This is a genomic window from Plantibacter sp. CFBP 8804 (assembly GCF_014841225.1).
GTDB lineage: Bacteria > Actinomycetota > Actinomycetes > Actinomycetales > Microbacteriaceae > Plantibacter > Plantibacter auratus.
Genome location: NZ_JACYTU010000001.1, coordinates 887,908 through 908,423, shown reverse-complemented (window position 1 = coordinate 908,423; position 20,516 = coordinate 887,908). Strand labels below are relative to the sequence as shown.

Annotated in this window: 19 protein-coding genes and 1 tRNA gene; 16 read left to right on the top strand and 4 right to left on the bottom strand. The window is 70.0% G+C overall.

Annotation, left to right across the window (positions count from 1 at the left end):
• The first annotated feature begins 47 nt into the window (after positions 1–47).
• The 8 genes from IFU11_RS04275 (at position 48) to IFU11_RS04240 (ending at position 5,710) form a co-directional block, all read left to right on the top strand.
• On the top strand, positions 48–824 hold the full coding sequence (locus IFU11_RS04275; protein ID WP_192018231.1) for a septum formation initiator family protein: 777 nt from the start codon (positions 48–50) through the stop codon (positions 822–824).
• 38 nt (positions 825–862) lie between these two features.
• Positions 863–1,384, top strand: a complete 522-nt coding sequence (locus IFU11_RS04270) for a DUF501 domain-containing protein (protein WP_124768964.1) — start codon at positions 863–865, stop codon at positions 1,382–1,384.
• A 104-nt stretch (positions 1,385–1,488) separates the two neighbouring features.
• Positions 1,489–2,727 (top strand): S8 family serine peptidase, encoded by a 1,239-nt coding sequence (locus tag IFU11_RS04265; protein WP_274499630.1) that lies wholly within the window; start codon positions 1,489–1,491, stop codon positions 2,725–2,727.
• 66 nt (positions 2,728–2,793) lie between these two features.
• A complete protein-coding gene (locus IFU11_RS04260) occupies positions 2,794–4,344 on the top strand; it encodes an NAD(P)/FAD-dependent oxidoreductase (RefSeq protein WP_192018229.1) in 1,551 nt (516 codons plus the stop codon).
• 102 nt (positions 4,345–4,446) lie between these two features.
• Positions 4,447–4,520 (top strand) — tRNA-Leu (locus IFU11_RS04255).
• Between the two features lie 37 nt (positions 4,521–4,557).
• Positions 4,558–4,773, top strand: a complete 216-nt coding sequence (locus IFU11_RS04250) for a histone-like nucleoid-structuring protein Lsr2 (protein ID WP_064296464.1) — start codon at positions 4,558–4,560, stop codon at positions 4,771–4,773.
• Between the two features lie 95 nt (positions 4,774–4,868).
• A complete protein-coding gene (locus IFU11_RS04245) occupies positions 4,869–5,123 on the top strand; it encodes a hypothetical protein (RefSeq protein WP_138946673.1) in 255 nt (84 codons plus the stop codon).
• A gap of 275 nt (positions 5,124–5,398) precedes the next feature.
• Complete coding sequence (locus IFU11_RS04240) at positions 5,399–5,710, top strand: rhodanese-like domain-containing protein (RefSeq protein WP_064296463.1); 312 nt, start codon at positions 5,399–5,401, stop codon at positions 5,708–5,710.
• A gap of 67 nt (positions 5,711–5,777) precedes the next feature.
• Here IFU11_RS04240 and IFU11_RS04235 read toward each other — a convergent pair whose 3' ends face one another.
• Both IFU11_RS04235 and IFU11_RS04230 read right to left on the bottom strand, forming a co-directional pair.
• Entirely contained in the window at positions 5,778–6,215 is a 438-nt protein-coding gene (locus IFU11_RS04235) for a hypothetical protein (protein ID WP_192018228.1), read from the bottom strand.
• A 107-nt stretch (positions 6,216–6,322) separates the two neighbouring features.
• Positions 6,323–8,509: a hypothetical protein gene (locus IFU11_RS04230; protein WP_192018227.1), complete on the bottom strand. Its 2,187-nt coding sequence runs from the start codon at positions 8,507–8,509 to the stop codon at positions 6,323–6,325.
• A gap of 206 nt (positions 8,510–8,715) precedes the next feature.
• Here IFU11_RS04230 and IFU11_RS04225 point away from each other — a divergent pair, with 206 nt between their 5' ends.
• The 6 genes from IFU11_RS04225 (at position 8,716) to IFU11_RS04200 (ending at position 14,757) form a co-directional block, all read left to right on the top strand.
• Complete coding sequence (locus IFU11_RS04225; protein WP_192018226.1) at positions 8,716–9,345, top strand: TetR/AcrR family transcriptional regulator; 630 nt, start codon at positions 8,716–8,718, stop codon at positions 9,343–9,345.
• Entirely contained in the window at positions 9,342–10,598 is a 1,257-nt protein-coding gene (locus IFU11_RS04220; RefSeq protein WP_192018225.1) for an MFS transporter, read from the top strand. The genes IFU11_RS04225 and IFU11_RS04220 overlap by 4 nt, the downstream gene beginning before the upstream one ends.
• Positions 10,598–11,842 (top strand): alanine racemase, encoded by a 1,245-nt coding sequence (locus IFU11_RS04215; RefSeq protein ID WP_124768974.1) that lies wholly within the window; start codon positions 10,598–10,600, stop codon positions 11,840–11,842. The genes IFU11_RS04220 and IFU11_RS04215 overlap by 1 nt, the downstream gene beginning before the upstream one ends.
• Complete coding sequence (locus IFU11_RS04210; RefSeq protein WP_124768975.1) at positions 11,842–13,152, top strand: D-arabinono-1,4-lactone oxidase; 1,311 nt, start codon at positions 11,842–11,844, stop codon at positions 13,150–13,152. The genes IFU11_RS04215 and IFU11_RS04210 overlap by 1 nt, the downstream gene beginning before the upstream one ends.
• Before the next feature lie 134 nt (positions 13,153–13,286).
• On the top strand, positions 13,287–13,853 hold the full coding sequence (locus tag IFU11_RS04205; RefSeq protein ID WP_064296457.1) for a LemA family protein: 567 nt from the start codon (positions 13,287–13,289) through the stop codon (positions 13,851–13,853).
• A 19-nt stretch (positions 13,854–13,872) separates the two neighbouring features.
• Positions 13,873–14,757, top strand: coding sequence for a M48 family metalloprotease (locus IFU11_RS04200; RefSeq protein WP_124768976.1), 885 nt, complete (start codon positions 13,873–13,875; stop codon positions 14,755–14,757).
• Positions 14,758–14,837: 80 nt separating this feature from the next.
• Here IFU11_RS04200 and IFU11_RS04195 read toward each other — a convergent pair whose 3' ends face one another.
• Both IFU11_RS04195 and IFU11_RS04190 read right to left on the bottom strand, forming a co-directional pair.
• On the bottom strand, positions 14,838–16,364 hold the full coding sequence (locus tag IFU11_RS04195) for a proline-rich domain-containing protein (protein ID WP_192018224.1): 1,527 nt from the start codon (positions 16,362–16,364) through the stop codon (positions 14,838–14,840).
• Positions 16,365–16,402: 38 nt separating this feature from the next.
• Positions 16,403–17,749 carry a winged helix-turn-helix domain-containing protein gene (locus IFU11_RS04190; protein WP_192018223.1) on the bottom strand — a complete coding sequence of 449 codons (1,347 nt, stop codon included), beginning with the start codon at positions 17,747–17,749 and terminating at the stop codon, positions 16,403–16,405.
• 111 nt (positions 17,750–17,860) lie between these two features.
• Here IFU11_RS04190 and IFU11_RS04185 point away from each other — a divergent pair, with 111 nt between their 5' ends.
• Positions 17,861–19,183 carry an AI-2E family transporter gene (locus tag IFU11_RS04185; RefSeq protein ID WP_192018222.1) on the top strand — a complete coding sequence of 441 codons (1,323 nt, stop codon included), beginning with the start codon at positions 17,861–17,863 and terminating at the stop codon, positions 19,181–19,183.
• Positions 19,180–20,436 carry a threonine ammonia-lyase gene (gene ilvA, locus IFU11_RS04180; RefSeq protein WP_079705493.1) on the top strand — a complete coding sequence of 419 codons (1,257 nt, stop codon included), beginning with the start codon at positions 19,180–19,182 and terminating at the stop codon, positions 20,434–20,436. The genes IFU11_RS04185 and ilvA overlap by 4 nt, the downstream gene beginning before the upstream one ends.
• Positions 20,437–20,516 lie beyond the last annotated feature (80 nt).

Here is a 20,516-nt window from a genome sequence, read left to right as displayed (position 1 = left end):
TGCCGATCGGCACCCCTGAGAGCCTTCGTCGTGTGCGGGAGGCGCCTGTGAAGAAGCCATCGATGCCGGCCGGCGGCGAGTCGAAGCCCACGCCGTCCGGCAGCGGAGCAGCGTCCTCCTCGTCCTCCGGCTCGTCGAAGCAGCGACCGGCGTCGAAGCCCCGGTCGAGCTCCGCGGATGCCTCCGCCAAGCGCGCCTCCTCGTCGTCCAAGCGCCCGACGGGAGCCACCGCGAAGCCCGCACGCTCCGCAGGCACAGCCCCGCGGTCGACGACGAAGGCCTCGCGATCCGCGTCGGCCGGTTCCTCGGCACCGCGCTCGCGGACCGGCTCGACACGGACCGCCCCGGCACGCCAGTCGGACGCCGGCGGCTGGTTGCGGAGTCTGCGACTGTCCGGGTTCAGCGTCCTGCTCCTCGGGATCCTCGTGCTCGGGGTCGTCGTCCTCGCGCCGAACCTCAAGACCTTCCTCGAGCAGCGGCAGCAGATCGCCGCGCTGGAGGCCGGTGTCGCCGACACTCAGAAGCAGGTGGACGCACAGCAGGCCGAACGCGAGCGCTGGAACGACCAGAGCTACGTCATGACGCAGGCGCGCGACCGCCTGTTCTACGCCCTGCCCGGCGAGGTCAGCTACATCATCATCAACGACGTCGACCCGGCCTCGCTGCCCACCACCGAGACACCCGTGAGCGACACGCTCGTCGACTCGCAATCCGACTGGCTCGACGGCCTGCTGTCCTCGCTCGTCGCCACCGGCTACTCGCCGGCCCCGGCCGCGACCGAGACCCCTGCTCCCACGCAGACGACGCCTCCCGCCGGCGGCTGACGTCCGGACGCAGTGGCGAACCCGGCGATAATGGAACCATGAGCACCCCTCCCTTCGGCCCCGTCTCCGAGCGCGACGTCGAGATCGTGTCGGCGCAACTGGGACGCCCGGCCCGAAACGTCGTCGGCATCGCGGCGCGCTGTGTCTGCGGCGCCCCGACCGTCGTCTCGACCGCTCCTCGCCTGGCCGACGGCACGCCGTTCCCCACGTTCTACTACCTGACCCACCCGGCCGCCACGGCCGCGGTCTCCTCGCTCGAGGCGACCCAGGTGATGAACGAGTACAACGAGCTCCTGGCCGAGGACGAAGCGGTCCGTGCCGACTACGCCACCGCACACACGGCCTACCTCGCCGACCGCACCTCCATCGCCGAGGTCGCCGAGATCGACGGGATCTCCGCCGGCGGCATGCCGGTGCGGGTCAAGTGCCTCCACGCGCTCGTCGGCCACGCCCTTGCGGCTGGTCCGGGCGTCAACCCCATCGGCGACCTCGCGCTCGACCGCGCGAGCTGGAGCCCCGAGGTGTGCGCATGCGCGGACGGCCAGGCGGGGCAGGGATAGGCCCCGCACGCGACGGGGGTCGCCTGTGGGGGAGTGACGGACCGCGACGCGGAGACCGTCGTCGTCCGCGCGGTCTCCGAGGTGCGCTGTCGGCGCTGTCTACGGTGCTCCTGACGCTCCTGCTCGTGGGGACGCAGGCGCTCCCGGCGTCGGCGGACACGGTGCGCGACATGCAGTACTGGCTCGGCGACTACGGCTTCACGACGGCGTGGGAGACGACGAAAGGCGCCGGTGTCACCGTCGCCGTGATCGACACCGGCATCGCGAGCGGGCCGGCGGAGTTGACCGGTGCGGTCGCGGGTGGCGTCGACGTCTCCGGGCTCGGGAGTCCCGACGGCCGGACACCGGTTGGCTCCGAGGGGAGCGAGCACGGGACGCTGGTCGCCTCGATGATCGCCGGACGTGGTCGCACGGGCGGTGCCGGGGTCATCGGTGTGGCGCCAGAGGCGCGCCTGCTCTCCGTCTCGGTCGGGTTCGGCTCCGACGGGTCGGCCGTCGTCCCCTGGGACGATCAGATCGCGACCGCCGTCCGGTGGGCGGTGGACAACGGCGCCGACGTCATCAACATGTCGCTGACGCGCAACAGCCTCGACTGGCCGACGAGCTGGGACGACGCCTTCCTCTACGCCTTCTCGCACGACGTCGTCGTGGTGGCTGCAGCGGGTAACCGGGGGAGCGGGACGGTCGAGGTCGGTGCTCCGGCGACGATCCCGGGTGTGCTGACCGTCGCCGGTGTGGACCGCGCGGGGTCGGCGAGCTTCGACGCCTCGAGCCAGGGCATCACGATCGCCGTCGCTGCGCCGAGCGAGCAACTCGTCGGGGTGACGCCCGCCGGGTCCTACGTGCAGTGGCAGGGGACGAGCGGGGCGGCGCCGATCGTCTCCGGACTCGTGGCCCTCGTCCGCTCCGCCTGGCCGGAGCTCAGCGCCGCGGACGCCATCAAGCGCGTGACGGCAACGGCGAAGCAGGTGGGAGACTCCGCGCAGAGCCCCATCTACGGTGCAGGACTCATCGACGCCGCGAAGGCGGTCAGCGGTTCCGTCGGTCCGGCGGCGACCTCGCCGGAGCAGCAGCTGTCCGACTGGATCACGCTCTACCGACGGGCACCGCAGGTCCCCGATCCCGATCCGGGTGCCGAGCAGCCGTCGCCGACACCGGAGCCGGTACCCCCGGCGATCCCGGAGAACGAGGCCGTCGAGGTGCGCGCCAACCCGTTCCTCCCGACGCCGAGCACTCTGCTCTACGGGTCGCTGCCACTGGCGCTCCTCCTCGGAACTGGTAGCCTGGTCACGCTCGGTGTCATAGGCGCTACCAGGCATTTCAAGCGGGTGCTGCAGAAGTAGTACTCTGTTCCGATATTCTCAGACACTCATCTGAACCAATCGTCTTGACGTAGGAGATCGTTCGCCGTGCCCAAAATTCTGATCGTCGGTGGTGGTTACGCCGGGTTCTACACCGCATGGAAGCTCGAGAAGCAGCTTCGTCGTGGTGAGGCCGAAGTCACCATGGTCGACCCGCTGCCCTACATGACCTACCAGCCCTTCCTGCCGGAGGTCGCCGCCGGTTCCATCGAGCCGCGTCACGCGGTCGTCTCGCCGCGTCGCCACCTGAAGCACACCAACGTGATCACCGCCAAGGTCACGGGCATCAACCACGCCGAGAAGAAGGCGACCATCACGCCTGAGATCGGTGAGCCCTGGGAGGTCGACTACGACATCATCGTCGTCACCGCCGGAGCCGTCTCCCGCACCTTCCCGATCCCCGGTGTCGCCGACACCGCGATCGGTCTCAAGACCATCGAAGAGGCCGTCGCGATCCGCGACCGCGTGCTCTCCAACTTCGACAAGGCCGCGAACCTGCCGGCCGGTCCCGAGCGCGACCGCCTCCTGACCTTCACGGTCGTCGGTGGCGGCTTCGCCGGTATCGAGGTCTTCGCCGAGCTGCGTTCGTTCGCGAGCTCGCTGCTGAAGTTCTACCCGCAGCTCTCCTTCGAGGACACGCACTTCCACCTCATCGAGGCCATGGGTCGCATCATGCCCGAGGTCAAGATCGAGACGAGCCACTGGGTCCTCAAGAACCTGGCCGAGCGCGGCGCACTCGTGCACCTCGACACCCAGCTGCAGTCGGCTGTCGACGGCAAGATCGAGCTCTCGACCGGTGAGTCGTTCGAGTCCGACCTCATCGTCTGGACCGCCGGTGTCATGGCGAACCCGGGCGTCGTCCGCGGTGGCGACCTCCCCGTCGAAGAGCGCGGTCGCATCAAGACCCGCGCCGACCTCCGCGTCGGTACCGACGACGACATCGTCGAGGGTGCTTGGGCGGCCGGCGACGTCTCCGCCGTTCCCGACCTCAGCGGTGGTGGCGTCGGTGGCTTCTGCGTGCCGAACGCTCAGCACGCCGTCCGTCAGGGCAAGCTGCTCGCGAAGAACATCACCGCGGTCCTCCGTGGCGAGGAGCCGAAGAACTACTTCCACAAGAACATGGGTGCGGTCGCCGGTCTCGGCATCGGCGTCGGTGTCTTCCAGTCCGGCAACCTCGCGATCAAGGGCCTCCCGGCCTGGTTCGCGCACCGTGGGTACCACGGGCTGGCCATGCCGAGCTTCGAGCGCAAGTTCCGCGTGTTCGGTGGCTGGTGGAACAACTTCTGGCTGGGACGCGACATCGTCTCCCTGTCGGCCGTGCAGAACCCGCGTGAGGCCTTCGAGACCTTCGCGTCGCGCCCGAAGCCCCCGGCAGACGCTGCGGCCCCCGCAGCAGCTCCGGCGGCTCCCGCAGCGGCTGAGAAGCCCGCTCGCAAGGCTCCCGTGAAGCGCAAGCCGAAGGCCGCCCCGGCCGAGGCCGCAGCGCCCGCCGCCGAGGCACCTGCTGCCGCGGCTCCTGCTGCTGCTGGCGCCCCGACCGGTGCCGACGACGAGCAGGCCTACGCGACGCCCGCTGAGGAAGTCAGCGCGAACAAGTAGTCCGGTCCGGAGCCCAGCTCCGTTCCTCGAGAGGCGCATGTCATCCGGTCCGCCGGGGCATGCGCCTCTCGGCGTTCGACGCCTCGATACGATGAGGTGCACGCCCCCGTAGCCCAATTGGCAGAGGCAGGCGACTTAAAATCGCCGCAGTGTGGGTTCGAACCCCACCGGGGGTACGACGCCGTACCGGCACCCGCATGGAAGGATGGACGCATGGCTACCCGCACGATCACGACGCTCGTCGACGACCTCGACGGTTCCGACATCCCTCGCGGGCTGGGGGAGACGGTCCGGTTCGGCATCGACGGCGAGAACTACGAGATCGACCTGACCGACGACAACGCGGCGGCACTGCGCGAGACCCTGGCGTCATACGTCGAGGCCGCACGACCCGTCATCGCATCGGCATCGCTCCGCCGCCTGCACTGAGCTGACGCCCGCACGGCGGTCGTACCCCTCTGCACGTTTGCCCCGATCCTGCAAGGGTCCCTGCCGGGCTTGGGGGCGCGACTAGCGTGCTCAGCATGAGTACTCCGAGCGACCACGACCACGCCCTGAACGACGACGAGCAGACGAGCAAAGACCGCACGTACAGCCCCTCCAGCGAGGCGGAGACGGCGGCCAAGCAGGACGACGGGCAGCCCGTCGTCCGTGATCCCGACATCGCCTCCGGCATGATCAACGTCGCCCCCGGGACCGGTGGTCCGGACGACACCGGCGACGTCGACGTCGACCCGGGTGAGCTCCACATCCCTCGCGATCCCGACAGCGCGCACTGAGACAACGATGCCTCGGGCGTTGACCCCTGGACGGGGTGCACAAAACGCACGACGCGAACGCGACACGGCGGTGTTGCGTCACGCAAGGTGCCTCCCGTCCGCTACCTTCGAGGTGGGGGCGTCACCCGTGAGCCGGTCCCGGAAGCCGCAAGCTTCTTGGTCGACCGGTTGCTAGACGCCTCAAGTGAGGGCGAGGTATTCGGGTTACCTCGCCCTCACGCTTGCCCGCCGCATCTTCCGGCCCGGCCGTACGTCCTCGACGGTAGGCTGAAACGATGCAGGAGATCACCCCAACCGAACTGAGCAAGCTCGAGCAGGCCGTCATCATCGACGTCCGCGAAGCCGACGAGGTCGCCGTCGCCAGCGTGCCCGGTGCCCGGCACCTGCCGATGTCGTCCTTCCTCGACCACCTCGACGAGGTGCCCCGCGAAGAGACCGTGTACGTGATGTGTCACTCCGGCGGTCGCAGTGCCCGCGTCACGGGATACCTCGAACAGCAGGGCTATGACGCCGTGAACGTCACCGGGGGCATCTCCGAGTGGGCCGCCAGCGGCCTGCCGGTCGAGCGTCCCGCCGACGCCGGCTGAGTCGTCCCCGACGAGCGGATCGCGATGGTCGCGAGCCGTGCCGTGCCGTGCGGTGCGGGCGATCGGATCAGCGCCGCTTGCGTCTCGCGATCTCGTCCGCGAGCTGCTGCACCAGGGCGGGGTCCGCGTCGCGCGCGAGGGCGACGTAGTGGTCCATGACGTCCGGGCGGTAGCGCACGGGCAAGGTCTGTCCGGGGGCGAGCCGGGTGAGCTCCGCGATCGTGAAGTTCTCGTCGGCGATCCCGCGGAACGAGCGGCCGTCGGCGGTCTCCACGTCGAGCATCAGGACCAGGCGCGGATTGTTGTTGACCTCCCGCCAATCGACGAGGACACCGAGCGCCAGCGTCCCCGTCCGCAGTTCGGCGTTCCGCTTGCGAGAATCTAAGCTGAGGACCGGATTCGGGGCGACGCCGGGGAACGCGGCCCCGACGCCCAGTGCTTCCCGACACAGGTCAGGCCTGAGCTGCGCCATGAGATCGTCGAGCTTCCTCTTCGAACCGAACATCCCGAACCCTCCCGCACCTCGGCACCGGGTTCTCGACCCGGTGTGTGGCCTTCACCGAGATTGTAGGCCAGGGCCGTTCGCGACCGCCGTCGCCGGAGGAGTCTGGCCTAGCGCGCGTCGATGAGCGGCCGGAGGTGACGGTTCCAGGCCCACGTCCCAGCTCCGACCGCCGCGAAGGCGAGCGACCCCAGCAGGAGCCCGACGAGCGTGTCACCCGCACCCGGAACCGTCGCCGTCGGGCCCAGGAGTCCGAACAGCAGTGTGAATCCCACGAACGCGCTGCCGAGCCACACCGGCCTCGACCAGGCGAGGATGGCGCGTCCACCGAGCGGCCCGAGGGGGAGGAGTGCGATCGACGCGGATCCGATCCCCGCGATCGCGGTCAGGTTCACGGCCTCGACGAGCATCGCGCCCACGCCGCCGCTCGGCTCACCGGCCAGCGCCGACACGAGCCAGGCGACCGAACCGAGCCCGGCGGCCGCAGCGATCCGGGCCAGCGCGAGGCGACCCGCGATGCGTGGCGTGATGGCATCGGAATCGGTCTCCGTCGAGGATGTCGAGCCGGCTTCATGCGTTTCGGGTCTCCGTGTGGGTCGGAGTTCGGTCAGTAGCGCGAAGAGCAGAGCCGGCTGCACGGCCAGGAGGCGTGAGAGCGCGGTGACGACACCGACCGCCACCAGTCCGCCGACACGGACGCTGACGCGCATCGAGCCCAGCCTGGCTCGGCGGGCGACGACGAGCTGCGCGAGGAGGCCCACGACGTTGATCGCGACGACGGCGATGAGTGAGGCGAACCACAGCCGGAGGTACGCCGGCTGACCGGTCACTGGGTGCGCGAACATGAGGATGCCTGCCGCGAGCACGGCGGTGACGACGGCCATCGCCGTGCGATTCGGGAGCGGGACCGACGGGACCCGCTCGAACTCGTCCCTCGGTCGGTTGCGCCCGGTCACCGCTGCACGACGACGGTCGGCGATCGTGGCGCGCCAGGGGGCGATGGAGGTAGCGAGGAGTCGGGCCGGGATCGCGATGAGCGCCACCGCCGCGAGGGCGAGGAGTGCGGCGAGCCACCAGACCGGCTGGCCGCGGCCGTCGATGGTGGAGGCGAGGGTTTGCGTGAACGGCGTCGTCCCCGACCAGAGTCCGCCACCACCGGTGGGTGGAGCGGCGCCTGGTGCCGGTTCGCCGCTCGGCGACGGGGTCGGCTGCTGCGTCCCCGGAGCGGGTGTCCCCGGCGCGGGCGCGGGCTCGGTGCCGTCGGACGGCGATGGTGAGGCGGACGGTGCCGGCGTGGCGGGCGCGGCCGATGCGTCGCCGAACGTCAGGGTGATCGCCGTACTCGCCCCGCTCGTGTTGCCCGCGGCATCCTGTTGGATCGCGAGGACGACGTGCGCGCCCGCCGGTACGCCCCCGCCCGAGCAACTCCACCCGCCACCGGTGACGACCGCCGTGCAGACCGACGTCGAGTCGGCGAAGACGGTGACGGTCGCGCCCTCCTCGCCGGTGCCGGCGTAGCTTGCCGCCGAGGTCGGCATCGCCTGTCCGGCCGACGGTGAGGACATGACAGGCGGGGCCGGAGCGTCGCGGTCGATGGTGAGCACGACCGGGGCGGACGCGTCGGAGCGCTGATTGCCGCTGAACGAAGCCTGCTGCGTCGCCGTTACGGAGACGTCGCCGGCCGGCAGCGGCTCGCCCAGCACGCAGAACCAGCTTCCGGAGCTGTCCGCCGCGAAACTGCAGGTGGCACCGGAGTCGGCGCGGACCGTCACCGTCGCTCCGGGGTGGGCGGTGCCGCGGACGCCGCCGTTGCTCGGCGTCCCCTCGGTGATGGTGGGCGGGCCGAGCGCGGACACGGAGATCTGCGCGGAGAGCGTCTCCGGGCCGCCGACCTCGACGGCGGTGATGAGCAGTCCGCCGCCGTCGGGCAGGTCGATCGAGCAGGACCACTCGGTGCTGTCGTCCTGCGGCAGGATGCAGACCGGCTCGAGACCGTCGCCGACCTGCAGCTGGACCCCCGTGCCGGCGTCTTTCGTCCCGGTGACCGTGGTGCTGCCGCTGCCGATGAAGGAACCGGAATCGGGGCTCGTGATGGTCGGCCCCTCGAGCGGCGGTGGTGTCGGCGTCGCAGCGCTCTCGCTCGGGGTGGGGAGCGGTTCGGGCGTCGCCGATGCAGGGCCCGCGACGGTCGTCGTCCAGAGTCCGGCCGAGAGGAAGACGGCGAGGAGGATCGCGACGCGTCCGATCGAGCGATTCGATCGGACTCCTGTTCCTGCGCGCGCGTGTGCCCCGGTCACCGTCTCCATTCCCCCAAGATCACCGCGGGAAGTCAACCTCCCGCGCCAGATCGGGTCACATTCTCGGCCGATCCGCACTGAAAAGACGTCGCGACAGGTGCGCTCGGGCCGGCGGTCCGCCATACTTGCGCGACTGGGTCATCCGTCCCAGTCGAGTCGACCGCGATGGAGCGGCACGACCCGCAGGCGCCCCGGGAAGGGTTGCGATGCCGAGGATCTCCGTTGTCGACCGACGAGCCGAGCTGATCAGCGCCGCCCTCCGTGTCGTCGCAGCCGAGGGCGTCGCCGCCGCCACGACCAGGGCCATCGTGGCCGAGGCCGGGATGTCGCTCGCCAGCTTCCACTACGCCTTCTCCTCCCGCGACGAGCTCCTCGCCGAACTGGTCGCACACGTCGTCGAGCATGAACGCGTCGTCCTCGACGTCGGCGAGCTGCTGACGGACGAGGAGGCCAGTCAGGAGCATCCGCCCACTCTCGAGGCCGTCGTCCGTGCCGGCCTCGAACGCTACGTCGACCTCCTCCGCGCCGATCCGGCTCGGGAGGCGGCGATGCAGGAGCTCAGCGCCTACGCGATGCGGACGCCGGGCCTCGAGCACCTCGCGCTCGAGCAGTACCGACGGTACGAGGAGCTCGCGCGTGAGGCGCTCGCGCTCGCCGCCAGGATCAGCGGCAGCACCTGGACGCAGCCCGTCGACGAGATCGCGCGGACCGTCATCGCCTTCACGGACGGCCTGACACTCGGCTGGCTGGTGCGACGCGACGATGCCGAAGCCCGGCGACTCGTCGGGACGGTGGCGCACCTCGTCGCAACCCTCGCCGAACCGGGATCGAGATGAGCGGCCTCGGCACCGCGGCAGTCGACCACCCGGCCGACCGACGGGTCACCGGGCGCTGGGTCGCCGCCTTCGCGGTCGCCTGGCTGGGCGTCTGGATGGCCCAGCTCGCCCCGCTGCAGCTCCTTCTGCCCGCGCAGATCGACGCGACGCTCGCTCCCGAGCACTGGGTGGACAGCGTCGTCGCCTTCGGTGTCGTCGCCGGGGCGGCCGGACTCTGCTCCATCGTCGTGTATCCGCTGACGGGCGCCCTGTCCGACCGCACACGGTCGCGGTTCGGGAGACGCCGCCCGTGGATCGCAGCTGGTGCGCTCGTCTTCGCCCTGGGGCTCGTCCTCCTCGGACTCCAGACCGGCATCGTCGGCATCGGCGTCTGCTGGTGCCTCGCCATCATCGGCTTCTGCATCCTCGGAGCGGCGCTCACCGCGACCATCTCCGATCAGGTGCCCGTGGGGCAGCGCGGCTTCGTCTCGGGGTGGATCTCCGCTCCGCAGGCCGTCGGGGTCATCCTCGGCATCGCCCTCCTGCTCCTGCTCGGCACCCAGATGGTCGTGGGGTACCTGGCGCTCGCCGTCCTCCTCATCGTGCTCGTCGTGCCGTTCCTGCGGCTACCCGATCCACTCCCGACGGGTGATCGACCCGTGCCACTCACCGCGCACGAGCTCCTGGAGAGCCTCTGGATCTCACCGCGACGCCATCCCGACTTCGCCTGGACCATGCTCAGCCGCGTCCTCGTGAACCTCGGCAACGCCTTCAGCACCTCGCTGCTGTTCTACTTCCTGCTCTTCGGGCTCGGGGACGCCGACGCCGAGACCGACCTCCTGCTGGTCACGGTCGTCTACACGGTGTTCGTCGTCGGGTCCTCGATCCTGCTCGGCCGACTGTCCGACCGCATCGGCCGACGACGAGTCTTCGTCGTCGCGGCCTCAGCCTCACAGGCGCTCGCCGCACTCCTGCTCGCGATCTGGCCCTCGCTGCCGATGGGGTTCGTGTCGGCGGCGCTCATCGGGCTCGGCTACGGCTGTTTCATGTCGGTCGACCAGGCGCTCGCAACGCAGGTCCTGCCGGACCCGGCGTCGCACGGCAAGGACCTCGGCATCATGAACATCGCCCAGGCGGTGCCGCAGGCGGTCGCTCCGCTCATCGGCGCCTTCCTCGTCGCCTGGCTCGGCGGATTCGCCGGCCTCTACCTCGTCTCCGCGGCCTGCGCCGTCGCAGGGGCGGTCGCCGTCACCCGAGTACGAGGAGTGCGCTGATGAGCATCGAACTGACCGCAGGCGGCCGGGTGTCCGACCCGATGCCCTGGCTCGACCCGAGACGGTACTGGGGCGGTATCGAGCGGGCCGTGTCGGACGTCGACTCGCCCGTCGCCGTCCTGCAGCTCGGAGCCCTCCGCCACAACACGCACGACATGCTCCGACGGGCCGCGGGGAAACCGATCCGCGTCGCCAGCAAATCCATCCGTGTCCGAGCGGTGATCGACGCGCTCCTCAGACAACCCGGATACGCCGGCGTGCTGGCCTACTCCCTGTCCGAGGCGCTCTGGTTGTCCGAGACGGTGGACGACATCGTGGTCGGCTACCCGACGGCGGAGCGGGGTGCCATCGCGCGGCTGGCAGCCGACGAACGGGCGGCCTCGCGGATCACCCTGATGATCGACTCCCTCGACCACCTCGACCTCGTCGACGCGGTGACACCTCCGGAGCGACGTGCACGCATCCGCGTGTGCATCGAGCTCGACGCCTCGTTCCGCGCGCCCGCCCTCGGCCACGTCGGTGTCCGCCGCTCGCCCCTGCGCACGCCGGACGAGGTCCGGGCTCTCGCGGAGGCGGTCGTCGCCCGACCCGGTTTCAGCCTGGTCGGGATCATGGCCTACGAGGCGCAGATCGCCGGGCAGGGGGACGACCTCGCGGGTCGACCGGCGTGGTCGGCTGCGCTCCGCGCGATCCAGCGGCGCTCGTGGGCCGAACTCCGGGAACGTCGTGCCGCCGTGGTCGCGGAGGTGCGAGCGGTCGCGGAGCTGGAGTTCGTCAACGGCGGCGGGACGGGATCCCTGGAGCTCACCGCGTCCGACGACTCGGTGACCGAGATCGCCGCCGGGAGTGGCGTCTTCGGCGGACACCTCTTCGACCACTACCGGGCGTTCACCCCGGCACCGGCCGCGGCATTCGGTCTGTCGGTCGTCCGGAAGCCGTCGCCGGAGCTCGCGACGATCCTCGGCGGCGGATGGGTCGCCTCCGGTCCGCCAGGGCTCGACCGCCTCCCGCTCATCGCGTGGCCGGAGGGCCTCGAGATGCTCCCGCGGGAGATGGCCGGCGAGGTGCAGACGCCGGTCTCCGGGGCTGCGGCTGCGTCGCTCCGGCTCGGTGACCGCGTCTGGTTGCGGCACACGAAGTCCGGGGAGCTCAGCGAACGGGTGGACGCCTTCCACGTGGTCGGGGACGACGGGGTGGAAGCCGTCCTACCGACGTACCGCGGCGAAGGGCAGGGGTTCGTCTGATGGGGAAGACGACATCGTGGACGAACTGGGCGCGGACCGAGCGGGCATGGCCCGTGCGGGTCGAGCGGCCCGACTCGGTCGGCGCGGTGCAGCGCCTCGTGCGTGCTGCAGCGGGGGCGGGCCTTCCGATCAAGGCGGTCGGAGCCGGACACAGCTTCACCGGGATCGCCGTCGCGCCCGGTGTGCTGCTCGAGCTCGACGCCCTGAGCGGTCTGGTCCGGGTCGATCGGGAACGCAACCGCGTGACCCTCCGCGCCGGTACGCGCCTCCATGACATCCCGCGCCTCCTCGAACCGTACGGTCTCGCCATGCCGAACCTCGGCGACATCGACCGGCAGTCCGTGGCCGGCGCGATCTCCACTGGCACACACGGGACCGGGATGGCGTTCGGCGGCATCGCGACGCAGGTCGTCGGGGTGACGATGGTGACGGCGGAGGGCGAGCTGCTGACGTCGGACGCCCAGCAGGAACCAGGGCTCCTCCCGGCGCTGGCGCTCGGGCTCGGAGCGCTCGGGATCCTCGTCGAGGTCACGCTGCAGTGCGTCCCGGCGTTCGTACTGCACGCGGTGGAACGGCCTGAGTCGCTCGACGAGCTGCTGCCAGCGCTGCTCGACCGGGCCGCCGCCGTCGACCACTTCGAGTTCTACTGGTTCCCGCACACCGCGACCGCCCTGACCAAGACGAACCACCGGCTGCCGGGTGACGCGCCCACCAGGCCACTCCGCCCGGTCGCGAAGTGGGTCGACGACACGCTCCTCGCCAACGGGGTCTACCGGGTCCTCTGCAACACGGGCGTCGTCGCGCCGGCCACCGTCCCGCGCGTGAACCGGCTCGCGGACCGCCTCGTCGGCGACCGTGAGTTCACCGATCGGTCGACGCGCGTGTTCACCACGAGCCGCACGGTGCGGTTCGTGGAGATGGAGTACGCGGTGCCGCTCGAGCACCTCCCGACCGCGTTCGCCCGGATCCGCGCACTCATCGAGGAGCGGGGGTGGCGGATCTCCTTCCCCATCGAGGTCCGGGTCGCGGCGGCCGACGAGCTGTGGCTCTCCACGGCATCAGGTCGTGCGACCGGATACGTCGCCGTGCACCGCTTCTTCCGTGAGGACCCGGGGGAGTACTTCCGCGCCGTCGAGGCGATCATGATCGAGTTGGGCGGTCGGCCCCACTGGGGCAAACTGCACGGCCGTGACGCGTCGTCCCTGCGCGGCGTCTATCCTCGCTTCGACGAGTTCGTCCGCCTCCGCGACCGCCTCGACCCCGGCCGCCTGTTCGGCAACCGGTACCTCGCCCGCGTCCTCGGCGAGTGACGGCCCGCCGGGTGTCCGGTGCGTCCGCGCTGCACGCCTGCTGCGTGCTTCCTCCGAACTCCCCAAGGGCACCGGTGGGTCGCAGGTAGAATGAGCAGACCCGCTCTCCATCGACTCACAAGGAGCCCATCCTCATGGAATGGCTGATCCCAGTCCTCATCGTCGTCGCCCTGGTCGTCATCGTCGGCATCTACTTCTGGGTGACGTACAACTCGCTCGTGACGCTGAACGTGCGGGTCGAGGAAGCATGGAGCGACATCACCGTCCAGCTGAAGCGACGCGCCGACCTCATCCCGAACCTCATCGAGGCGGTCAAGGGGTACGCGGCGCACGAGAAGGCCGTGTTCGAGAACGTGACGAAGGCTCGTGCCGAGACGCTCACCGCGCAGGGGCCGGCGGCCGTGAGTGAGGCCGAGACCCACATGCAGCAGGCGCTGAAGAGCATCTTCGCCGTCGCGGAGGCCTACCCGCAGCTGCAGGCGAGCCAGAACTTCCTCCAGCTCCAGTCCGAGATCGTCGACACCGAGGACAAGATCCAGGCCTCGCGCCGCTTCTACAACGGCGGTGTCCGGGAGCTGAACACCAAGGTCAAGGTGTTCCCGAACAACCTGTTCGCCAAGGGCCTCGGCTTCTCGGAGCACGACTTCTTCGAGGTCACCGACAACGCGGCGATCGCCGAACCGCCGCGCGTCCAGTTCTGACGTGCGGTAGCGCAGTCCCATGTACCGCGCCATCGCCAGGAACAAGCTCAACACGGTCCTGATCTTCGTCGTCTTCCTGGTCATCATCGGCGGCCTCGGTTGGCTCGCGGGGTATCTCTACCAGAACCTGACGATCACGATCGTGGTGCTCGTCGTGGCCGTCGTGTACGCGGTGATCCAGTACTTCTTCGCCGGGCGGCAGGCCATCGCGATGACCGGTGCGCAGCGCATCGAGCTGGCCGACAACCCGAGGCTGTACCGCATCGTCGAGAACCTCGCGATCACCACCGGGACGCCGATGCCCGAGGTGTACCTCATCGTCGACCCGGCGCCCAACGCCTTCGCGACGGGTCGCGACCCCCAGCACGCGATGGTGGCCGCGACGACCGGCCTCCTCGAGATCCTCAACGACGCCGAGCTGGAGGGGGTCATGGCCCACGAACTCGGTCACGTCCGCAACTACGACATCCGCGTGTCCATGGTCGTCTTCGGGCTCGTCGTCGCGATCGGGTTCCTCTCCGACATGCTCCTCCGGATGACGATCTGGGGTGGCGGCAACCGGAACAACAACAACGGCGGCAACCCCGTCATGCTCATCATCGGCATCGTGGCGATGCTCGTGGCACCGCTGCTCGCGACGCTCGTCCAGCTGTCCATCTCACGGCAGCGTGAGTACCTCGCCGACGCGACGGGCGCCCTCACGACCCGTCACCCGGAAGCGCTCGCGAGCGCGCTGGGGAAGCTCGCCGCCTACGGTCGACCGATGGCGAAGCAGAACTCGTCCATGGCGCACCTCTGGATCTCCGACCCGTTGAAGCCCGGCGCGGTGGCCCGCTTGTTCAGCACCCACCCGCCGCTTGTCGAACGGATCAAGCGCCTGAGCACCATCGGCGGCGGCTTCTAGGCGAGGGCCTCCCGGCCCCGGATACACGAATGGGGCGGCACCCGGAGGTGCCGCCCCATTCGGCGTTCAGGCGAGAACCGTTACTCGGTCTGCTCGTCGGAGTCGAACGTCACCGTGACCTTGTCGTCGGCGTCGATCGTGATCTTGCCGGGGAAGTTCAGGTACGTGTCCCACACCTGCTGACCCGCCACGGCGCTGCCGTACCAGGAGGCGTCGAACGAGCCGTCGATCCGGCCGTCCGAGGTGTAGAAGTACGAACCGCTCTCATCGACCTCGACGGTCGGGGGAGAGGTGAGCGTCCAGGTCACCGGGCCGACACTCGTGAACTGCTTCTGCTGCCAGTCAGGCATGACGCCACAGGTGGTGTCGAGCGTGGTGGCGTCGAGGCACTTCTCGATCATCGCGACGACCTGCTTCGTGACCTCGGTCGTGAGCGCCTCGGTGGCGGTCACGTCGATGTCGATGAAGGCCGAACCCTCGCCGGCGCTGTACGAGCTCAGCGTGATGGTCTGGGCATCGCCCTGCAGGAACTTGCTCTCCGGCGGTGCGACCGTGTAGATGGCCGGGTAGGCGAACAGGCTCTCGTCGGACGCGCCGTCGAAGTTGACGCCGTTGACGCTGAACGCCGTGCCACCGAGACCGGTGTAGACGTTGATGCTGCCGACGAGGGAGCTGGCGAGCTTCCACTGGTCGAAGAACAGGAACTGCTTGCCTTCGCTCTCGAGCGTGACCGAGTCCTCGTACTTCTTGCCACCGAGTTCGTACGTGACCTGCACGCGTGCCTCGCCGTTGCGGTTGTAGACGCGGCCGACCTCAGGGTTCTTGATGCGCTCGTCGGCGCCCTTCAGGACCTCGTTGGTGAGCAGTGCGGTCGGCTTGACGGCGGCCGGAGCCTCGGTGTCGGCGTCCGCATCCGGATCGGCCGACGCGGACGGGTCCGGGGTGGCCTCGGGCTCTGCGGACTCGTCGTCGGTGCTGCCGACGATCGAGGGGTCCGGTGCGACGAGGCTCGTCGCGAGCTTCGCGTCGCCGGCGGCGATGGCCTTGAGGTATTCCTCGACCTTCGCCTGCGGGCCGAACGCCGTGGTGTTCAGCACGCTGATGGTGATGGCGGCGGCGGCGATGAGCACGAGTGCACCACCGGCGATCGACGACCACAGGATGATCCGCTTCTTCTGCTTCGGGTCCATCGGCTGCTTCGGAGCGCCGGTCGCGTACGGGTTCTGCGCCGTCGCGTACTGGCCGTTGGGCTGCTGGCCCTGCTGGCCCTGCTGGTACGGGTTCTGGGCGCCGGGCTGCTGACCGGTCTGCTGACCGTAGGGAGCCGGGGGCGCCTGGTTCGGCGTCTGCTGCTGCCCGGACTGGTACGGGTTCTGCTGACCCTGCTGACCCTGCTGACCCTGCTGACCCTGCTGGTACGGGTTCGGCGTCTGCTGCTGGCCCTGCTGGTACGGGTTCGGCGTCTGCTGCTGGCCGGACTGGTACGGGTTGGGCTGCTGCTGACCCTGCTGGTACGAGGGCTGCTGGTCGCCCTGGGACGGCTGGTTGTGCTGCTCGCCCGGGTTCGGTCGGCCTGGTTGCTGTGGTGTGGTGTCGTCGTTGCTCATGGGCGGGTTCCCCTCGTTTCGGACCATGAAGGTGCTCATCAACTTAGCAGTCGGTGTGCATCCCCTGAGAGTGATTGCGCCTCCTGAGCATGGGGAGTAGTACCCATCTCCGGCGCGCGCGAGCCGGGGACGAGCCGGGTGCCGACCGCATGCGCGAGGGGCGCCGCCAGCGTCCCGCGGTCGACGACGACCACCGCGTCGAGTCCCTGCCAGCGGGCCGTCTGTTCGAGGAGCTCCGCGAGGCGTCCTGCGATCGCGTCGTCGGCGACGGGATGAAGCCCTCTGGCGACGGCATCCTGGTGTCCACGCTCGAACCAGGCGGACTGGACCCGCAGGACCCCGGCCTGGCGGTCGCTCTTCAGATCGACGCGCGCGACGATCTCGCCGTCGATGAGAACCGGTAGCACGTAGTAGCCGTAGACGCGCTTGGGCTCCGGCGTGTAGATCTCGATCCGGTAGTGGAGTCCGAACATGCGGAGGGCGCGTTCGCGGAACCAGACGACAGGGTCGAACGGGCTGAGCAGCGCGGCCCCCTCGATCCGTCGCGGACGTCGGGCGTCGCGGTGCAGCCACGCCTCCTGCGGCCCACCGCGTCGGTCCCAGCCGGCCACGGTCACGGGTTCGAGGACACCCTCGTCCACGAGGTCATCGACCGCTCGACGGACGGCGGTCTGCGGCTTGATCCGGAAGTAGTCGGCCAGGTCGGCGACGGTCGCGACGCCCTGCGCTGCCGCTGCCTGCTCGACGAGCGCACGGATCGCGTCGGGCCGGGCGACGTCGAGGTCGAGGAGGTGCTGCGGCAGCACGTGCTCGGCCAGCGCGTACCGGCGTTCGAACCGGTCGCGACCGGCCGTGACCACCTCGCCGTAGAGGAACAGGACCTCCAACGCCCGTTTCACATCGGACCATCCCCACCACGGTCCGCGTCGGACGTTCGCATCGTGCTCGATCTCGCTCGCCTTCAGCGGCCCCTCGACGCGCAGGAGCGCTCGGACCCAGTCCAACATCTCCGTGTTCTGGCTCGCCCAGGTGGTCTCGTCGCCGGCATGCTTCGCGCGGTGCGCGTCCATCCGCCACCGGAACAACGGCCACGAGTCGCGGGGGATGAAGGCCGCCTCATGCGCCCAGTACTCGAGGTAGGGCGCGTGGGCTCCGAGGGTGAGCCGATCGAGCAGCGTCTTGTCGTACCCGCCGAGCCTTGAGAACAGCGGCAGGTAGTGACTGCGCTCGAACACGTTGACGGAGTCGATCTGCAGGAGACCCAAGCGATCGATCGTCGAGCGCAGGGTGCGGGTACCCGCCGGAGTCGTGCGCTGCGGGGCGCCGAACCCTTGCGCACCGAGCGCGATCCGTCGGGCGAGGGCGGGGGAGAGGGAAGCGGACACGGCCCGACGCTAGCACCGGCGTCGGACACCCGCCGTGCACTGGCGGAAGCGCCGCCACCCGACCGGCGTCCGCATGCGCTCACCGGCATGTGCCAGCCATACACTTGAGCAATGGCGGACGACACTCCGAAGACCTGGTGGGGACGCTTCCTTCCCGAAGCGGCCTCGCCCGTGCGCGAACCGGACCTGAGCGGGTCGAGCAGCGTCCCGCGCGGCATGCGCGTGGCCGCAGCGTGGTCCTGGCGGATCCTGCTGGTGGCCGCGGTCGTCGCGCTGCTCGTCTTCCTCGTCGTGCAGCTCCGCCTCATCGTGATCCCGCTGCTCATCGCCGTCCTCGTCTCCGCGCTGCTGAAGCCCGTCGTCGACGTCCTGGTGCGGCACCGCTGGCCGAAGGGTCTCGCCATCGCGCTCGCGATGGTCGGCACGCTCTCCGTGGTGAGCGGACTGATCTTCCTCGCGATCTCGCAGATCACCTCGCAGTTCGCCTCCGTGCAGGCCCGCACCATGACCGCCTACGGCGACTTCAAGGCCTTCCTGCTCGCCAGTCCGTTGCACGTGACCGAGACACAGCTCAACGACTTCATCGCCCAGGCGTTCGACTCGCTCCAGCAGGACAGCCAGGTCCTGCTCTCGGGCGCCCTGTCGATCGGTTCGACGCTCGGCCATGTCGCGACGGGCGTCTTCCTGACGCTCTTCTGTCTGCTGTTCATGCTCATCGACGGTCGGACGATCTGGCGTTGGACGGTGCGCGTCTTCCCGCAGGGGGCACGCCCCGCGGTCGACAGCGCCGGTCGCGCAGGCTGGCGGACGCTCGGCAACTACGTCCGCACGCAGATCCTCGTGGCCTCGATCGACGCGGTCGGTATCGGACTCGGCGCGTTCTTCCTCGGCGTCCCGCTCGCGATCCCGGTGGCCGTGCTCGTCTTCCTCGGCTCGTTCGTGCCGATCGTCGGCGCCGTGGTGACCGGCGCCGTGGCCGTCTTCCTCGCGCTCGTCTACAACGGTCCCGTCATCGCGCTGCTCATGCTCGGCGTCGTGCTCCTCGTCCAACAGCTCGAGGGCCACGTCCTGCAGCCGCTCATCATGGGTACGGCCGTCAAGGTCCATCCGCTCGCCGTCGTCCTCGCCGTCGCGGGCGGCACGCTCGTCGCCGGCATCCCCGGCGCCCTGTTCGCGGTGCCCGTGGTGGCCGTGATCAACGTGATGGTCCACACCATCGCCAGCGGCACCTGGCGGACCGGCGGCAGTGCTCCGCCGGAGCCGGACGCCGACGGCGCCATCTGGCAGACCGTCCCGAGCCCCAGGCGAATCCGTCCGGGCTCCCGCTCGTCCCACGAGCCGCAGGATCGCCCAGGCGATCAGGAGCCCCAGCACCCCAGCGAAGACCTCCGAGAGACCTCGTCCCCAGAAAGTCCAGGACCCCGCACACCATGACCGATTCAACGACCACCACACCCGTGTTCCCCGGCCCGTCGCTCGCCGCGTTCGAGCGGGCCAGGGACACCCTCGTCGGCACCGTCCAGCGCACGCCGATGGAGAGCTCCCGCTACCTCGCCGACGTCCTCGGCGTGCCCGTGCACCTCAAGTGCGAGAACCTCCAGCGCACCGGCTCCTACAAGATCCGCGGCGCGTACAACCGCATGTCCAGCCTGACCCCTGAGGAGCGCGCGCGCGGCGTCGTCGCCGCCTCAGCGGGCAACCACGCGCAGGGCGTCGCCTTCGCCGCCCGTGAGCTCGGCATCACCGCGACCATCTTCATGCCGGTCGGCGTCCCGCTCCCGAAGCTCGCCGCCACGCGCGATTACGGTGCGCACGTCATCCTGCGCGGCCACACGGTGGCGGAACCGCTGATCGCCGCCGCCGAGTTCGCCGCGGAGACCGGTGCCATCCTCATCCCGCCGTTCGACCACCCGGACGTCATCACCGGGCAGGGCACGCTCGGGCTCGAGATCCTCGAGGAGGTCCCCGACGTCGAGACGGTCATCGTGCCGATCGGCGGCGGCGGGCTCATCTCGGGTGTCGCGGGTGTCATGAAGCAGCGCGCGGCCCTCGAAGGCCGCACCATCCGCGTGATCGGCGTCCAGGCAGCGAACGCGGCCGCGTACCCGGCGTCGCTGGAAGCCGGAACCCCGACGACCATCACCGTGCAGCCGACCATCGCCGACGGCATCGCCGTGGCCCGTCCCGGTGAGCTCAACTTCGAGATGATCAGCGCCCTCGTCGACGAGGTCGTCACCGTCAGCGAAGACGACCTCGCCCGGGCGATCGTCGTCCTCCTCGAGCGCGCCAAGCTCGTCGTCGAACCTGCCGGAGCCGCCGGTGTCGCGGCGATCCTGGCCGGGAAGATCGAACCGACCGGCACGACGGTCACCATCCTCTCCGGCGGCAACATCGACCCGCTCCTGCTCCAGCGGGTCGTCAGCCACGGCCTCGCGGCGTCGGACCGCTACCTGACGCTGCGCATCCCGCTGCCCGACCGACCGGGGCAGCTCGCACGGACGGCGGAGCTCGTCGCGCAGGCCAACGCGAACGTCATCGAGGTGCTGCACACCCGACACGGCCACGGCTTGCAGATCAGCGACGTCGAACTCGAGCTCAGCATCGAGACGCGCGGGCCCGACCACCGCGACCTCGTCGTGCAGACGCTCCGCGAGGCGGGGTACGACCCGCAGATCGTCGACGACTGATCCGACCGACGGAACACAGCAGGGCCCCGCCGTATCGGCGGGGCCCTGCTGCGTCTGGTCGGTCGCGAAGGCGCGACGTA

Coding starts and splice junctions, on each gene's coding strand:
- IFU11_RS04270 (WP_124768964.1), top strand. CDS start 863: ATGAGCACCCCTCCCTTCGGCCCCGTCTCCGAGCGCGACGTCGAGATC.
- IFU11_RS04250 (WP_064296464.1), top strand. CDS start 4,558: ATGGCTACCCGCACGATCACGACGCTCGTCGACGACCTCGACGGTTCC.
- IFU11_RS04245 (WP_138946673.1), top strand. CDS start 4,869: ATGAGTACTCCGAGCGACCACGACCACGCCCTGAACGACGACGAGCAG.
- IFU11_RS04240 (WP_064296463.1), top strand. CDS start 5,399: ATGCAGGAGATCACCCCAACCGAACTGAGCAAGCTCGAGCAGGCCGTC.
- IFU11_RS04235 (WP_192018228.1), bottom strand. CDS start 6,215: ATGTTCGGTTCGAAGAGGAAGCTCGACGATCTCATGGCGCAGCTCAGG.
- IFU11_RS04225 (WP_192018226.1), top strand. CDS start 8,716: ATGCCGAGGATCTCCGTTGTCGACCGACGAGCCGAGCTGATCAGCGCC.
- IFU11_RS04220 (WP_192018225.1), top strand. CDS start 9,342: ATGAGCGGCCTCGGCACCGCGGCAGTCGACCACCCGGCCGACCGACGG.
- IFU11_RS04215 (WP_124768974.1), top strand. CDS start 10,598: ATGAGCATCGAACTGACCGCAGGCGGCCGGGTGTCCGACCCGATGCCC.
- IFU11_RS04210 (WP_124768975.1), top strand. CDS start 11,842: ATGGGGAAGACGACATCGTGGACGAACTGGGCGCGGACCGAGCGGGCA.
- IFU11_RS04205 (WP_064296457.1), top strand. CDS start 13,287: ATGGAATGGCTGATCCCAGTCCTCATCGTCGTCGCCCTGGTCGTCATC.
- IFU11_RS04200 (WP_124768976.1), top strand. CDS start 13,873: ATGTACCGCGCCATCGCCAGGAACAAGCTCAACACGGTCCTGATCTTC.
- IFU11_RS04195 (WP_192018224.1), bottom strand. CDS start 16,364: ATGAGCAACGACGACACCACACCACAGCAACCAGGCCGACCGAACCCG.
- IFU11_RS04185 (WP_192018222.1), top strand. CDS start 17,861: ATGGCGGACGACACTCCGAAGACCTGGTGGGGACGCTTCCTTCCCGAA.
- ilvA (WP_079705493.1), top strand. CDS start 19,180: ATGACCGATTCAACGACCACCACACCCGTGTTCCCCGGCCCGTCGCTC.